This is a genomic window from Parasphingorhabdus sp. (genome assembly GCF_036963705.1).
Lineage (GTDB): Bacteria > Pseudomonadota > Alphaproteobacteria > Sphingomonadales > Sphingomonadaceae > Parasphingorhabdus.
This window is the reverse complement of the sequence record NZ_JBALUT010000037.1, coordinates 1-14,440: the sequence shown is the minus strand read 5'-3', so window position 1 is coordinate 14,440 and position 14,440 is coordinate 1. Positions and strand designations below refer to the sequence as shown.

Here is a 14,440-nt window from a genome sequence, read left to right as displayed (position 1 = left end):
GCTGGATATGCCACATCAATCCCATGGACTTTGACCCCTCGAATTTCCCCACCGGCCTGTGCGAACAGATGGAGCCACTTGTCGCCCGTGTGCTCGCCGGCAATCCCAGCCCCTATACCTATACTGGCACCCAGACCTATATCGTCGGCAACGGCAGTGACCGCGCGGTCATCGATCCGGGACCAGCGATTGACGAGCATATCGATGCGATAATTGCAGCGGTCGGAGACGCCAAAATCACTGCGATCATGTGCACCCATACGCACCGCGATCATAGTCCCGCCGCCGCACCGCTGGCCGCACGCACCGGAGCGCCGATCATCGGCTGTGCGCCACTGGTATTGGCAGACGACGGACCACGTGCGGACGAGAGTTTTGATAAACATTACAAGCCGGACCAGGTGCTCGGCGACGGCGAGACGGTAGCGGGTGATGGCTGGACCATCGAAGCGGTGGCGACGCCGGGTCACACGTCCAATCATCTGTGTCTCGCGGTTCAGGAATCCGGTGCGATGTTTACCGGCGACCATGTCATGGCCTGGTCAACCAGCGTGATAGTCCCGCCCGATGGCGATATGGCTGACTATATGGCGAGTCTGCAAAAGCTGTACGAGCGGGAGGACAAGGTTTTTTACCCCGCCCATGGCAAGAAAGTGTCCAATCCCCGCCAGCTGGTGCGCGGGATGATGGGGCATCGCAAACAGCGCGAACGGCAGATTTTGAAGCTACTGGAACAGGGCTCGGCGGCGATCGTCGATATGGTCCCGCAGATGTACAAGGGGCTTGATCCGCGCCTCAAGGGTGCTGCCGGGCAATCGGTTCGGGCGCATCTGATCGACTTGCAAAATCGCGGACGGGTGAAATTATCGGGTGATGTCTGGGCGATGGCTGAATGAGCGTCGAAACCTCCCGTCGCTTGTGGGTTCCGGTTGCGATCATCAGCGGGATATTGATCCTGCTCGGAACGCTTGCATGGTTGCTCTTCTCTCGCGTTGAAAGCAGCATCAGTCCCGATCCGGTATCAATTGCCAATGCCAGCCTGACCAATCTGCAGGAACAGAACCGGCTGACGGTGTTTTCGGCCAGCTATAATGCCACGGTGACCACGACGTTGACCAAGCTCGGGCTGTCGGCACGCAAGACCCTGATCATGCCCGGCACGGTGCGATACGAACTCGATCTCGCGAAGCTAGGAGCAGAAGATGTCCGGTGGGATGCGCGCGACAATATATTCTATGTCCAGATTCCCGCGATCGAGATCGCTCGGCCCGAGGTTCATATCGAGCAAATCCAGACTTATGACGATGGCGGTATATTGATCGCCCTGACCGACGCGGAGAAAGTCCTCGATCAGGCCAATCGCAAGAAGGGCGTCGCGGAACTGGCCAAGCAGGCCCAAAATCCGCTGCAGATGCGGCTGGCACGGGAATCCGCCCGCCGCGCGGTGCGCCACAATTTTGCTCTTCCGCTGCAGGCAGCCGGTGTCGAGGCGAAGATCGATGCCTTTTTTCCTTATGAGCGCAGCCGTTATAAAGAGCGCTGGGATTATTCACGACCCATCAAGGATATATTGGCAGAGCAGCAGAAGATAAGAGGAGAGGCTCAATGACGTTTGGAGCAATCAATGCAAGCGCCCGCTTTGGTCTGGTGATAGCTCTTGGCGTCGGCCTTGCGGCCTGCGAACAGAGCGCGCCGCAGGAACCGGTCTCCGAGACGCTCGGCTTTGCCCTGCCGGAACCGATCAGCAATAACGCGGTGGCCGTCGCCGACGGACCGGAAGGTCCGACCCTATATAGTTTCAATGGCCTGAAAGCGGGCAAGACCTGGAATGATACCAGCAATGCGGCTTATGCCTGCGTGATTGCGACGGAATCGTGCAAGGCGATCGCGCCAGTGCCGGTCCCGCAAGGTCGACTGGCCAGCGCGGCGGTGAATGTGGCGGGAAAAATCTATATTTTCGGCGGTTATACCGTCGCCGCCAACGGTGACGAAGTGTCCACACCGGAGGTCTTCGCTTTTGACCCGGCAACCGGAAGTTATGATCAGCAGACTGATATGCCGACCCCGGTCGATGATATGGTAGTTGTGCCTTATCAGAACCGGTTCATCTATCTGATCTCCGGCTGGCATGACGAAGGCAATGTCAGCGTTGTCCAGTTGTTCGACACCCAGACCGGTGCCTGGACCGAGGCTACTCCTTTTCCCGGCACCCCAGTGTTTGGCCATGCCGGCGGGATTGCAGGTAATAGCATGATCATCAGCGACGGCGTGGCGTCAGTCTTCGCCGAGGGCAAGCGCAAATTCGTGGCGGCGAAGCTGAGCTGGCGCGGCGATATCGACCCGAAAAATCCGACCCAGATTAGCTGGCGCAGCGTTGATACCCACGCCGGTAGCGCCCGCTACCGGATGGCGGCTATCGGTGATAACGCCGGCCAGCGGATCATTTTTGCAGGCGGCGGCGACAATCCCTATAATTATGACGGCATTGGCTATGACGGTGTGCCAGCCAAACCATCCGGTGGCTTTTTTGCTTATGAACTGAAATCCGACAAATGGATCGAATTGGGGAGGCTGGCCGAACCCAGCATGGACCATCGCGGTCTCGCGAAGGCCGGTCAGGAATATTATATACTGGGCGGCATGGATGCAGAGCAGAAAGTGACCGACCTGATTGTCAAATTCCGTATCGATCGCTGAACCGATAACATCGGCAAACCGCATCGACGCATTTCTCAAGCTATATTTCCAACCGGCGTAAACGGGGTTATAGCTGTTTCGGGAGAGATTTCGAGGGAGGTGGAATCGTGGGAGCGGAGCGGAATAGCAATCAGACAATGCGTCCGGCCATGGAATATGTTCTGGATCAGCGATTTTTTGTCCGGTTTTCCATTATTTTGGCGGCGGTTATCATTTTTAGTTTCGCGCAATTTTCTATGCGCGGAATGGTAAATTTTCAGGCGGTGCCTCTATGGGTGCATTTGCATGGAATCCTGATGCTGGGCTGGCTGGGATTGATAGTTGGGCAAAACATCCTGATCCAGCGCGGCAAAACGGCTCTGCATAGGAAGATCGGCTGGCTAGGTGGCGGGCTCGCTTTGATAATATCCGTCAGCGGCCTCTACACGGGATATATGGCGGTTCAGCTGCAGCGCTTTCCGCCATTTTTCAACAACTCCTATTTTCTGGCGCTGGTGCTCGTGGAAATTCTGGCTTTTGCTGCCATGGTGGTCTGGGCAATCATGTTGCGTCGGCAAACCCAGTGGCACCGGCGTATCATGATCGGTGCCACCCTGATTGTCCTGGAACCGGCATTTGGCCGTCTGTTGCCAATGCCCTTGCTCGGAGAATGGGGCGAGTGGCTCATTCTGCTCTGCCAGCTGAGCTTTGTTGCCGTACTGGCGAGCCACGATCGAAAAATCATCGGACATATCCATCCCGCGACGCTGGCAACCGGTGCCATTGTGACAGTGGTTCATGTGGCGGTGACAGGCTTGTCCCTGTTTTCTCCGTTTCAGCGATTTGCTGAATCGATCGCGGGTGCTGGCTAGGGTAGAGATATTCTTATCGGCAGGCATTTTCCATCGTGAAGGTCATTTTACGCCAATATGGGCGTTCCGCGCGAGACAAATGGCTATTCGCTTCCTATATGGAGCAGGCACGCAGGACAGAGGAATAGTAAAATGGACGCACGTGGTGGAATTGGCGGCAGCTTGGCCGGAGTGGATATTGTTGAGGAAATCAACAAGCTGCGCAAGGAGCGCAACGCGATCATCCTCGCCCATTATTACCAGAAGCCGGAAATTCAGGATATTGCCGATTTTGTTGGTGATAGTCTTGAGCTGTCGCGCAAGGCAGCGGAAACCGATGCCGATGTGATTGCGTTCTGCGGCGTGAAATTCATGGCGGAAACCGCGAAGATCCTCTCGCCGGAGAAGATTGTCGTGCTGCCGGACATGGATGCCGGCTGTTCCCTGGAAGACAGTTGCCCGCCGGACAAGTTTAAAGCATTTCGCGACGAGCATCCCGACCATATCGCGCTGACCTATATCAACTGCTCGGCCGAGGTGAAGGCGCTGTCCGACATCATCGTCACCAGTTCTTCGGCGGAACATATTCTCTCGCAGATTCCGCTCGAGCAAAAGATCATCTTTGGCCCGGACAAGCATCTCGGCGGCTATATCGCCAAGAAAACCGGCCGCGACATGCTGCTCTGGCCCGGTGTCTGTATCGTCCACGAAGCGTTTAGCGAGACCGAGCTGCTCAAGCTGAAGACGCAGCATCCGGGCGCACCGGTTGCTGCGCATCCGGAATGCCCCGCCTATATTCTCGATCACGCGGACATGGTCGGTTCGACCAGCGCCATCCTGAAATATGCGAAGGAATTCGAAGGCGACACGATCATCATCGCCACCGAACCGCATATCATCCATCAAATGGAAAAAGCGGTGCCGGAGAAGAATTTCATCGGCGCTCCGGGCGCGGACGGCAACTGCAACTGCAATATCTGCCCCTATATGGCGCTCAACACGATGGAGAAACTCTACATCGCGCTACGTGACCTCGAACCGCGCATCGAGATGGACGAGGAGCTTCGCCTGCAGGCCCGCAAGTCGATCGACAAGATGATGGAAATGGCGAGCGCTACGGTCGGGCAGGGCGATTTGGGGCCGACTGATCTGGCGCATGAGGATTGAGCTGATTTCCCGTTTTATCACGTTTGAAGAATGATCCGGTAAGCCTTCTCCGTTGATCGAGAGGAGCAAACCTACCCCGCCATCACCCGCTTCACCACCTCTGGCTCGGCGCGGATCACCTTCAGATAGGCGCGGACCGCGGGCGGCGGCATGTGGCGGCCGATTTCATATTGGCGGATGTTGGCGAGCGGGATGCCGTAGGTTTTGGAAAATTCTTCCTGGGTCATGCCCAAGTCGTAACGCAGCACCCGGATGAAGCGGCCCTTGTTGGCACGTTCAAGAGCCGCCACGCTGACGTCCCGGTCTTCCGGATCATTCGGATCTGCCGGGATTGCGATTGTAGTTTCTTTGTTCACTGCTGTTACTCCTCCGGACTGAGATGAACCTGACAACTTGCTCCCGCCACATATGTATTGCGGTAAACAGTTTTCCATCTACTTCGCCGATCAGCTTGAAGCGCTCTTCTTCGTCGCCAATCCGGATTGTTTCGATCACCGTATAAAATGGATCATCAAAAATCCGCTGCCCGAACGACAGTGGCCATCGATGCTTCGCTCGGTTAATCGCATCCTTGGCTGGATCATATTCAAAATCCATACCGCTGTATATGTGAAACACACAGTTACCAAAATTGAAGATCGCTCGCAAGCTATGACAGTTTCGGCCAATCCCATCACCCTCTTGAGGATGAAGCATTCCGTCTTTCGCATCCGTAGGCTTTCCCGCTTCCACCTCAATGCGTTATCGGTTAGCGTCGCCCGATGATCGCTCGTATCCGTTCCGCACTGCTGTCCATCAATGCCAGCTACTGGTTCTATCCGGCTTTATTCTCGACTTTTGCGTTTTTCCTGTCCTTTTTTACCATCTATCTCGACCGTCATGGCGGGTCGGACTGGTTTACCAATTTCGAATGGCTGCACGTCAGTCGTCCCAATGGTGCCCGCACCACGCTGACGGTGATTGCCGGATCGATGATCGGTGTGGCCTCGACCGTCTTTTCGATCACCATCGCAGCCGTCGCTTATGCCAGCGGCAATTACGGGCCACGACTGTTGACCAATTTCATGGAGGACAAAGGCAACCAGCTTTCGCTCGCGACCTTCATCGGAACCTTTGTCTATGCGTTGATGGTCATTCGCACAGTGCGCGACGAAGACGAACGGGCGAGCAGCGCGGCAGACGCGGTTGGTGATGTCTTGCCGGGCTTTACGCCGCAAATTTCATTGATGGTGGCGATGGTCCTGGCGATATTCGCGGTCGGGGTACTCGTCTATTTCCTCCATCATATCCCGGCGAGCATCCGCATCAACACGGTGCTGAAAGACATTGGCGAGCGGCTGATCCGTGACATCAAGCGCCGCTATCCGAGCGAGATCGAAGAACGTGAACCCCGGCAGCAGGCGAAGGGCGAACCGATCATCGCGACCAGCAGAGGCTATGTCGACATTATCGATTTCGACACGCTCGATGAAGTGGCCCGCAAATATGATGCGACCATCGCGCTCAAGGTTCGCACCGGAGACTTCATCCACCCCGATGTGCCGATTGTCGAACTGTCCGGTATGGAGGTAGATGAAGAAATCGCTTCGAAAATCGGTGATTGTTTCAGCGCCAGCGGCATGCGGACGGCGACTCAGGATCTGGAATATCTGATCGATGAGTTGGTCGAGATTGCGTTGCGCGCGCTTTCACCCGGGATCAACGACCCGTTTACTGCGATCACCGCTATGCACTGGATGGGCGCGGCGCTGGCTGAGCTCGGCAGCCGCGATCTTGACCGCGGGCCGGAGCAGGAAGATTATGACTGGGACCGGGTGCAGCCGCTGAGCGATGATTTCCAACATTATGTCGAGCGCAGTTTCGGCGCGATGCGGTCCGGCGTCGCGACCAACCGGATGGCCGCGATCAACTTCATCCACGCGCTGTTCTCAGCGTCGACATCCTGTCAGTCGGAGCGCCGTTTGCGCTTGATCAGCGAAGAGGCGGAAACGATGGTGAGGCAGGCGCGCCATCATCTGGCCGGGCCGTCGATGGAAGAGCTGGAAGCGAGTCTGATCGAATTCAACAAAATGATGGAAAATAGTAGCAATGCCCTTTTCGCTTGAAAAATTCGATCTTGATGCCTTTGTAGCGGCGACGCTGACCGAGGATCTTGGCGGGCCTTACGCTGCTGGCGGGCGCGATGTCACGTCCGAGGCGGTGATCCCAGCCGATGCGATTTTTTCCGGCGTGATGGACAGCCGCCATGATGCAGTGATCGCCGGACTGCCGATAGCGGAGGCGTTTTTCCGCTATCTCGATCCCGATGTGGAGATCGAAATCCTGGTTGCGGAAGGCCAGGCGGTAGCGGCGGGCACCGATATCATGCGGCTGAAGGGTAAAGGCCGCGCGATGCTGACGGCGGAACGTAGCGCGCTCAACACGGTGCAGCATCTCACCGGCATTGCCAGCATGACCAATGAATATGTCCGCGCGATTGCCGGAACGGGTTGCACTCTGCTCGACACGCGCAAGACCATTCCCGGGCTCAGGGTGCTGGAGAAATATGCAACGCGGATGGGCGGGGCGCAGAACCATCGCATGGGCCTGTGGGACGCAGCCATGATCAAGGACAATCATGTTGCGGTCGCAGGATCGGTTGGCGAAGCGGTCCGGCGCGCGAAGGAGGCTGGCGTCGAAAGCATCATTTGCGAAGTCGACCGGGTCGACCAGATCGAACCGGCTTTGGCCGCAGGGGCCACGCATCTGCTGCTCGACAATATGGAACCGGCGACATTGCGGGGGGCGGTGACTTTGATCGGCGGCCGTGTGGCGACCGAGGCGAGCGGCGGCGTGACGCTTGAGACGATCCGCGACAAGGCGGAGACCGGGGTGGACTTTATTTCGGTCGGAAGGCTCACGCAGAGTGCACCTGCGGCCGATATCGGGCTGGATTTTGAACAGGTATCGTAATCGTCATCCCAGCGAAGGCTGGGATCCAAACCGATCGTCCGAGGTACGTGAAGTTTGGGCTAGGCCCCAGCCTTCGCTGGGGCGACCTTTGGCTCTCTTCATATTATTGACAATGGCAGCAACCCCCGCCCAAGCCCAATCCTACCAATGCAGCCCGCCATCCGGCCTCAGCGCGCCTGCCGAACGCAAACCCGCCTCCGAACCGCGCCGTGTCAAACCCGTGACCAGCTACACGCTGGCGCTCAGCTGGTCGCCGGAATATTGCCGGACCCGCAAGGACAGCCGCCGCGACAAGACCCAGTGCAGCGGTGACGATGGCAGCTTTGCCTTCATTCTCCACGGCCTGTGGCCCGACACGCGCGGTCCCTCTTATCCGCAATATTGCGCTCCGACCAAGGCGCTGCCACCGGCCGTGGTGAACCGCAATTTCTGTATGATGCCGTCGACCAAAATGATGGCGCATGAATGGGCGAAGCACGGGACGTGCATGACCAAACGTCCCGAAACCTATTTTCGGGTGTCACGAATCATGTTCGATGCGGTGCGCTTTCCCGATATGGACCGGCTCTCGCGCAAACCGCTGACTGCCGGGCAGTTTCGCAATGCCTTTGCGGCGGCGAACGAAGGGTTGCGACCTGATATGGTGCGGTTGAAAATCAACCAGCGTGGCTGGCTGCAGGAAGTAAAACTCTGTCTCGGCAAGAGTTTCCGGCCACAACGTTGCCCAAGCTATATGCGGGCGGCGAAGGACGATGTGCCGGTGAAAATCTGGCGAGGGGGCTAGTCACTGTCCCCTGCCTGCGCGGGAGCACGATGATTAGCCCTCGATCGTCCGTGTGCCAGGATGGTGCTTGTCGAGATGCTTGCGGATGATTTTCAGATTCTTGCTGTTCGAGCGCCAGAAAAAGTCGAACACATCGCCGGCAAACGGAATCGCGCCGAGTGCGGTATCGATACCGACATTGGCCGCCATGCGGGTCAGCTGCAGCTTGGACATGCCCAGATTGCGCGCTTCCCAGACGATATAGGCGCCCATCAGTGCGGTGACGATATCGCCGACCACCGGAACCAGTCCAACGATTGAATCGACGCCGATCGGTCGATTGATGCCCGGGATCACGAAAGCCCGTTCAAGGACTTTTTCCATCGCTTCAACGCGATTTCGCACTGCTTGCGGATCGCGGCTCACGTCGGGCAATTGTTCGGCTAGACGTTTTAACTGTTCTTCGGAAATGGCCATCGGACCTCCCTGTCATATACTACCAACACAGTCAGGATATAGGTATGCCGACCAGCGGGTTCAATGGATGCCAGCCGCGGGGATTGACGGCAAAGCCGCGCTGGCCCTGCCTGGCAATCGACCAGCGGATCGGCACCGCGATCGGAATAAAATTATAGTGGTTGACCAGCATCTTCTCTACTTCGGCATAGAGCCGCGCCTTGATTTCCAGATTGGTGGCGGCCTCGGCCTCGGTAATTTGTGAATCCGCATCGTTCAGACAGACGGGCGTTACCGGGCAGGTGAGCTGCTTCAAAAACCATTGCGGACTGTCATAAGCGGCAATCTCGTCCAGCAACTGGACATCGGCCGCCTGGTTCAACCGGACCTTTCTCGCGTTCAGCCCGACTCTCCTGAGATCCGACTGGATGCGCTTGAACAATATGTCGGCACCCGCTGCGTCGGGCAGAGCGATGGTCAGCGGAGCGATCGGTCCTTCCGAAGCCTTCCACCGGCGGACATGGTTTCTAGCGAAGGCCATCCGGTCCTGCATGGCCATGCTGGCCCAGTCCGGATATGTGTTGATTCCTTCTACATCGAGCGCTTCGGGAATGATCTTGAGCCGGCTCTGCCATGCGCTGACGCCAGGGAACGAGGTCAATAATGCCGGTCGGTTGATCGACATCGCCAATATTTCCCGGTTGCCGGGAACAGCCCAGAAACCGTTCGCGCGGACAAACCGCAGTCCGAACAGGCCGGCGACCGGATCGAGCCGCAAATCTCCGCTGCTGATGCCCGCTGCCCCGACCAGCGGCAGATGATGATATTTGCCGTTCAGAACCACTTGCACGGCCCCCGCCCGATAGCGGGCAATAGCGTGTGCTGCGGTCTCGCTGCGCAAGGAAACCCAGCGGTCGTCTTCTTCCTCCGCGTCCTGTTCTTCCTGGGAAGGCTCATCGAAGCGATTGAGTTTGATAACATCGTCTTCACTCAGCAGGCGCATCGGTCCGGCCCCATGGCCGGCACGGAACAGGCCCATTTCCGGTTGGGCGAGCAGCTGCAGGAAATTGGGATGGGGCGAATCCAGTCGGATCTCGATCACCCTGCCGGTCATCGATACGACCTCCTCGATCTCCGAAACGTCATGTTGCAACCGGCTATTGCGTAGTTCGGCAAAGCGTTCGCGAAGCAGGCGGGCGACACGTTCGGCGCTAATCTGCCTGCCATCGTCCCATTTCGCGTCGAACAGACGAAAAATATAGCTTAGTCCGTCATCGGACACGATCCAGCGCGCGGCAAGCGCGGGGACCACCCGGCCTTCCTGATCGAGCCCGACGAGGCCCTTGGCCATTGCGGCGCGCATCGTTGCAGAGGTGAAATTGAGTCGCGTGCCAACCGGATTGATCTTTTTCGGCATATCCTCGATTACCGTGACTCTCACCTGATCTTCATCCTCCGCAAAACCGCAGGACCCCAGCAACGTGACCGCAAGTGCTGCCGAGAGGGTTTTGAGCCAGAATGTCGAATGGAAAGTCATCAGGGTCTTATAAGCAGAGTGCGGCTGGGATGCACATTGGAAATATTATCTTCCCATCCTGCGATACGCCCCGCCACTAGGCTTCGGGTCACATAGAAATAGAGCGGCAGGATCGGCATGTCGCCGATCAGCAGAGCCTCGGCCTCGCGCATCAATATCTGGCGTCCGGACGGGTCGGGCTCGGCAATCGCTTGCGCCAGAACCCTGTCATAGTCCGGATTGTCATAACCCGAATAATTTCCGGCGCCGTTGGTCTGCTGATGCACCAGCAGGAAATTTTCCGGGGTCGGCAGGTCGGCGATCCAGCCAGAGCGGGATAGCGCAAATTCATGCCTTCGCAGGGCGGCGAAATGCAGCGCGGCTTCGCTGTTGAACAGGCTGGCTTCAACATTCAGCGGTTTCCACATCGCGGCCATCGCAACCGCTACCCGGCGATGTTCGGCAGAGCTGTTGAAGCGGACTTCGAAGCGGAGCGGTTCGTCGGCATTATAGCCCGCTTCCGCCAACAATTTGCGTGCGCTGTCGAGGCGCTTCTCCCGCGGCCAGCTTGCCCACTCCGGCTTTGCCGATGCGGGTCCGGCCAGCCCCGGCGGTAGCAATCCCCAGGCCGGAATATTGCCGATACCGATCACCTTGTCGGCGATCCATTCGCGTTCGACAGCCATCGACAATGCTACCCGGACCCTGCGGTCGTCAAATGGCGGCGAGCGGGTGTTGAAGGCAAAATAATAGCTCCCGAGATAAGGCACGCTATGGGCTGCGGCAGGATGGTTTTGCTTGAGCCATTGATGACGGCTGGCCGGATAGTCGGCGGCTATATCTGCGCCACCGGACAGAAACAGACGCATGGCGGAAAGACTGTCGTCCATCGGCTTCCAGATGATCGTCGCGGTGGGTGCCGGATCGTCATGCCAGTAAGGATTGCGCTCCAGCCGGGCGTGATCGTTCAATTGCCATATTGTCAGTCGATAGGGACCGGTGGTGATCATCGGTCGGTCCGACGTCCATTTATCACCGACGTCACTGATCCGGTGGAGCGGGATAGCGGCCATTGCGGGATGGGCCAGCAAGGCCGGCAAGGATGGATCGGGAGAGGCGAGGGTGACAACGACGCTATTCCCGTCGGGTGCCTTTACTGCCAAGATATTGCCGAATAGCGCTTCTGCAGCCGCAGCGGTTTCCGGCGCGCGCAGGCGTTGCAACAGGGCCGGAAATAGCGTTGCGTCAAAAGCGGCGCCGTCGGAGAAGCGCAAATCCTGTCGCAAGACGAATGTCCAAGTCAAACCATCTGGCGAGATTGTCCAATTCTCCGCCAGCCCTGGTTCCGCTTGTCCCGTCGCATCGAGGCGAGTCAGCCCTTCGAACTGGTCGGCCGCAAAACGGAGCGATGACAGGTCTGAGACTTTCTGCGGATCAAGGCCCTTTATCTCGGAATCGGACAAGCGGATAATCCGGCTGGGGCCAGGCGCGGTGTCGACCGCCGGATCGCGGTCACAGGATATCAGCAACAGCATCGTGCAGAGAATGGCGAAATAGCGCATCTCATCTACCTAGATGCTTTTGCTGGCTCGACAAAGCGGAACTCATGTGCTGCTGTCGTCTGTGAGGAGAATTTCTGAATGACTGGCCTACAATATGATATTTCCGCGATCGGTGACGTTGGCTCCAAAATTTCGGCGCTGTTACCCGAGATTGCTGCGCGCGCCGAAGAAACCGAACAGGCGCGACGATTACCCGCCGATCTTGCGGCAAAGCTGGCCGCAGCGGGCGCGTTCAATCTGTCGAAACCGGCATCGCTCGGGGGACTGGAGCTGGATCCGCTCGACTTCCTGAAAATTGTCACCTCGGTTGCAGAGGCAGATGCCAGCGCGGGCTGGTGCGTGATGATCGCGGTAACCTCCACTTTGGGGGCGGCCTATATGGCGGAGCCGGCGGCGCGCGAGATTTTTGGCGCGGACGATGTCGTGACCGGCGGCGTGTTCGCGCCGATGGGCAAGGCGGAAGACAAAGGTGATCATTATCTGCTCAGCGGCCAGTGGCAATGGGGCTCCGGCTCGGCCAATTGCTCTTGGCTTGGCGGCGGCGCGATGATCTTCAAGGATGGCGAATTGCAGAAGTTCGACAATGGCGCACCTTATCACCGGATGCTGTTTTTCCCGGCCGCAGAAGTGTCGTTCATCGACAGCTGGCACGTCGCTGGATTGAAGGGTACCGGCTCAGGCGATTTCTCGGTCGAAGGCATTAAGGTTCCCAAGGATCGCAGCGTGTCCTTCGTCGGCGACCGGCCGCGAGATCCAGGCGCTTTGTATAAATTCCCGCTCTTTGGCCTGCTCGCTCTCGGCGTGTCAGCGGTTGCGCTCGGCAATGCCCGGGCGGCGCTGGAGGAAATCAGGACGACCGCGATCAACAAGAAGACCCCGGGTGGCGGGCGATCGATGGCCCAGCGGGCGACCATCCAGGTCGATCTGGCGCGAGCGACCGCTCATCTCGGCGGAGCATTCGCCTATCTGGAAAACGCGATCCGCGAATGTTGGTTCGAAGCGCAGGGAGACGGTGAGATATCTTCGAAAGGTCGCGCCAGTCTGCGCCTTGCCTGCGCCCATGCTACCGAGGTATCCGCCGACGTCTGCAAGACCGCCTATACATTGGGCGGCGGCGGTGCGGTCTATTCTAGCAACAGTCTGCAACGGCGCTTCCGCGACGCCCATGTTGCCACCCAGCATATCGCGACGGCTCCGGCGGTGTTCGAGCTGGCCGGTCGGATTCTGCTTGATCAGCCGGTGGATATGGGGATGCTCTGAGGACCGCTTAAAAGCGGGCATCTGGCGCGGTTTCGCGTGGAGGATCGTTTAATAGTGTAAAACTGGTGCGGACGGCGGGACTCGAACCCGCACACCCATTTCGGATAGCAGATTTTAAGTCTGCTGCGTCTACCATTTCGCCACGTCCGCACCGGTAGGTCCAACCTCAGTTGGAACCTAGCGACAAGCATTATTGCGGGCGCGTGGTCAAGTGGATTGGCAAATAATATTCAGAAATTGTAGAGATTAGTGCTTGTTCAGCCGCTCGCGGATTTCCTTGCCGGGCTTGAAATAGGGCACTCTTTTGGCTGGAACCTCTACCGATTCCCCGGTGCGTGGATTGCGGCCGGTGCGTGGTTTGCGTTGGCGAGTGGAGAAGGCGCCAAATCCGCGGAGTTCTACCCGGCCGCCTTCGGCCAGTTTCTGGCTGATCTGGTTGAAAAACAGGTCGACGATTTTTTCAATCTCGTCCGGTTTCAATTCCGGATTTTCTTCAGCGAGTTTTTCTAATAGTTCAGAACGTATCATCGGTGCGCCTTTCCGATTCTGGGGAGAGCAAGTGAATTGAATTTGCCGAGACACTTGGAATCTTGAAGTCTGATATAATTTAGACTCGATAGATGCCAGAAATCATGTCTATTTTCAATGGGCTTGGCAGTTTTGTAAAATTTTGCCGCGAAATGGGACACGGGAATGAAAAAGCCCACCCCGATTAAAGGGTGGGCTCTTTCCAAATATAATCGCGTGTCGGAAGAACTATTCTTCCTTCTTCTTCAGCGCGGCGCCGAGGATGTCGCCAAGGCTCGCACCGGAGTCGGTTGAACCAAATTGTTCCACAGCCTGCTTCTCTTCTGCCAGCTGATGCGCCTTGATCGAGAAGTTCGGTTTCTTCGAACGGTCGAACCCGGTGATCATAGCATCGAGCTTCTGACCAACCTGGAAGCGGTCCGGACGTTGCTCGTCGCGATCGCGACCAAGGTCGTTGCGCTTGATGAAGCCGGTCGCGCCGTCGTCGCCCATCTGGACTTCGAGGCCGCCATCGCGGACTTCGAGAACGGTAACGGTTGCCACCGATCCCTTTTTGATGCCGCCGGTATCGGTGCCGCCCATTGCGGGTGCACCTTTTTCAAGCTGCTTCATGCCAAGCGAAATGCGCTCTTTGTCGACATCGATGTCGAGAACGATCGCTTTAACCTGCTCACCCTTATGGTGGAGGTTGAGCGCGTCTTCGCCGGAG

At 57.7% G+C, this 14,440-nt stretch carries 16 protein-coding genes and 1 tRNA gene; 9 read left to right on the top strand and 8 right to left on the bottom strand.

What is annotated here, in order from left to right; genetic code table 11:
* Positions 1-23: 23 nt before the first annotated feature.
* From V7680_RS09750 to nadA, 5 genes are all read left to right on the top strand, one after another.
* Positions 24-896 carry an MBL fold metallo-hydrolase gene (locus V7680_RS09750; RefSeq protein ID WP_335653101.1) on the top strand — a complete coding sequence of 291 codons (873 nt, stop codon included), beginning with the start codon at positions 24-26 and terminating at the stop codon, positions 894-896.
* A complete protein-coding gene (locus V7680_RS09745; RefSeq protein WP_335653100.1) occupies positions 893-1,609 on the top strand; it encodes a DUF4230 domain-containing protein in 717 nt (238 codons plus the stop codon). The genes V7680_RS09750 and V7680_RS09745 overlap by 4 nt, the downstream gene beginning before the upstream one ends.
* Positions 1,606-2,697, top strand: coding sequence for a Kelch repeat-containing protein (locus V7680_RS09740; RefSeq protein WP_335653099.1), 1,092 nt, complete (start codon positions 1,606-1,608; stop codon positions 2,695-2,697). Before V7680_RS09745 ends, V7680_RS09740 begins: the two co-directional genes overlap by 4 nt.
* Before the next feature lie 296 nt (positions 2,698-2,993).
* Positions 2,994-3,548, top strand: coding sequence for an adenylate cyclase (locus V7680_RS09735; protein WP_335653098.1), 555 nt, complete (start codon positions 2,994-2,996; stop codon positions 3,546-3,548).
* 132 nt (positions 3,549-3,680) lie between these two features.
* The gene (gene nadA / locus V7680_RS09730) at positions 3,681-4,694 is read left to right on the top strand and encodes a quinolinate synthase NadA (RefSeq protein WP_335653097.1); all 1,014 of its coding nucleotides are present in this window, start codon (positions 3,681-3,683) and stop codon (positions 4,692-4,694) included.
* A 71-nt stretch (positions 4,695-4,765) separates the two neighbouring features.
* Here nadA and V7680_RS09725 read toward each other — a convergent pair whose 3' ends face one another.
* Positions 4,766-5,050, bottom strand: a complete 285-nt coding sequence (locus tag V7680_RS09725; protein WP_335653096.1) for a helix-turn-helix domain-containing protein — start codon at positions 5,048-5,050, stop codon at positions 4,766-4,768.
* Complete coding sequence (locus tag V7680_RS09720) at positions 5,007-5,291, bottom strand: BrnT family toxin (protein WP_335653118.1); 285 nt, start codon at positions 5,289-5,291, stop codon at positions 5,007-5,009. The genes V7680_RS09725 and V7680_RS09720 overlap by 44 nt, the downstream gene beginning before the upstream one ends.
* A 164-nt stretch (positions 5,292-5,455) precedes the next feature.
* Between V7680_RS09720 and V7680_RS09715 the strand changes: the two genes are divergently transcribed.
* From V7680_RS09715 to V7680_RS09705, 3 genes are all read left to right on the top strand, one after another.
* Entirely contained in the window at positions 5,456-6,799 is a 1,344-nt protein-coding gene (locus V7680_RS09715; RefSeq protein ID WP_335653095.1) for a DUF2254 domain-containing protein, read from the top strand.
* On the top strand, positions 6,783-7,646 hold the full coding sequence (gene nadC / locus V7680_RS09710) for a carboxylating nicotinate-nucleotide diphosphorylase (protein ID WP_335653094.1): 864 nt from the start codon (positions 6,783-6,785) through the stop codon (positions 7,644-7,646). Before V7680_RS09715 ends, nadC begins: the two co-directional genes overlap by 17 nt.
* Positions 7,647-7,758: 112 nt before the next feature.
* On the top strand, positions 7,759-8,430 hold the full coding sequence (locus V7680_RS09705) for a ribonuclease T2 (RefSeq protein WP_335653093.1): 672 nt from the start codon (positions 7,759-7,761) through the stop codon (positions 8,428-8,430).
* A 33-nt stretch (positions 8,431-8,463) separates the two neighbouring features.
* Here the strand turns inward: V7680_RS09705 and V7680_RS09700 are convergent, their stop codons facing one another.
* The 3 genes from V7680_RS09700 to V7680_RS09690 are packed head-to-tail and all read right to left on the bottom strand — an operon-like array spanning position 8,464 to position 11,943.
* Positions 8,464-8,886, bottom strand: coding sequence for a DUF4112 domain-containing protein (locus tag V7680_RS09700; protein WP_335653092.1), 423 nt, complete (start codon positions 8,884-8,886; stop codon positions 8,464-8,466).
* A 31-nt stretch (positions 8,887-8,917) separates the two neighbouring features.
* The gene (locus V7680_RS09695; RefSeq protein WP_335653091.1) at positions 8,918-10,402 is read right to left on the bottom strand and encodes an ABC transporter substrate-binding protein; all 1,485 of its coding nucleotides are present in this window, start codon (positions 10,400-10,402) and stop codon (positions 8,918-8,920) included.
* Entirely contained in the window at positions 10,402-11,943 is a 1,542-nt protein-coding gene (locus tag V7680_RS09690) for a peptide ABC transporter substrate-binding protein (RefSeq protein WP_335653090.1), read from the bottom strand. Before V7680_RS09690 ends, V7680_RS09695 begins: the two co-directional genes overlap by 1 nt.
* 78 nt (positions 11,944-12,021) lie before the next feature.
* Between V7680_RS09690 and V7680_RS09685 the strand changes: the two genes are divergently transcribed.
* Positions 12,022-13,203, top strand: coding sequence for an acyl-CoA dehydrogenase family protein (locus V7680_RS09685; protein WP_335653089.1), 1,182 nt, complete (start codon positions 12,022-12,024; stop codon positions 13,201-13,203).
* A 63-nt stretch (positions 13,204-13,266) separates the two neighbouring features.
* Here V7680_RS09685 and V7680_RS09680 read toward each other — a convergent pair.
* The 3 genes from V7680_RS09680 to V7680_RS09670 form a co-directional block, all read right to left on the bottom strand.
* Positions 13,267-13,353 (bottom strand) — tRNA-Leu (locus V7680_RS09680).
* Between the two features lie 96 nt (positions 13,354-13,449).
* Entirely contained in the window at positions 13,450-13,731 is a 282-nt protein-coding gene (locus V7680_RS09675) for an integration host factor subunit beta (RefSeq protein WP_335653088.1), read from the bottom strand.
* Positions 13,732-13,959: 228 nt separating this feature from the next.
* Positions 13,960-14,440, bottom strand: a 481-nt coding sequence (locus V7680_RS09670) for a S1 RNA-binding domain-containing protein (protein ID WP_335653087.1), incomplete at its 5' end; no start/stop codon positions are given.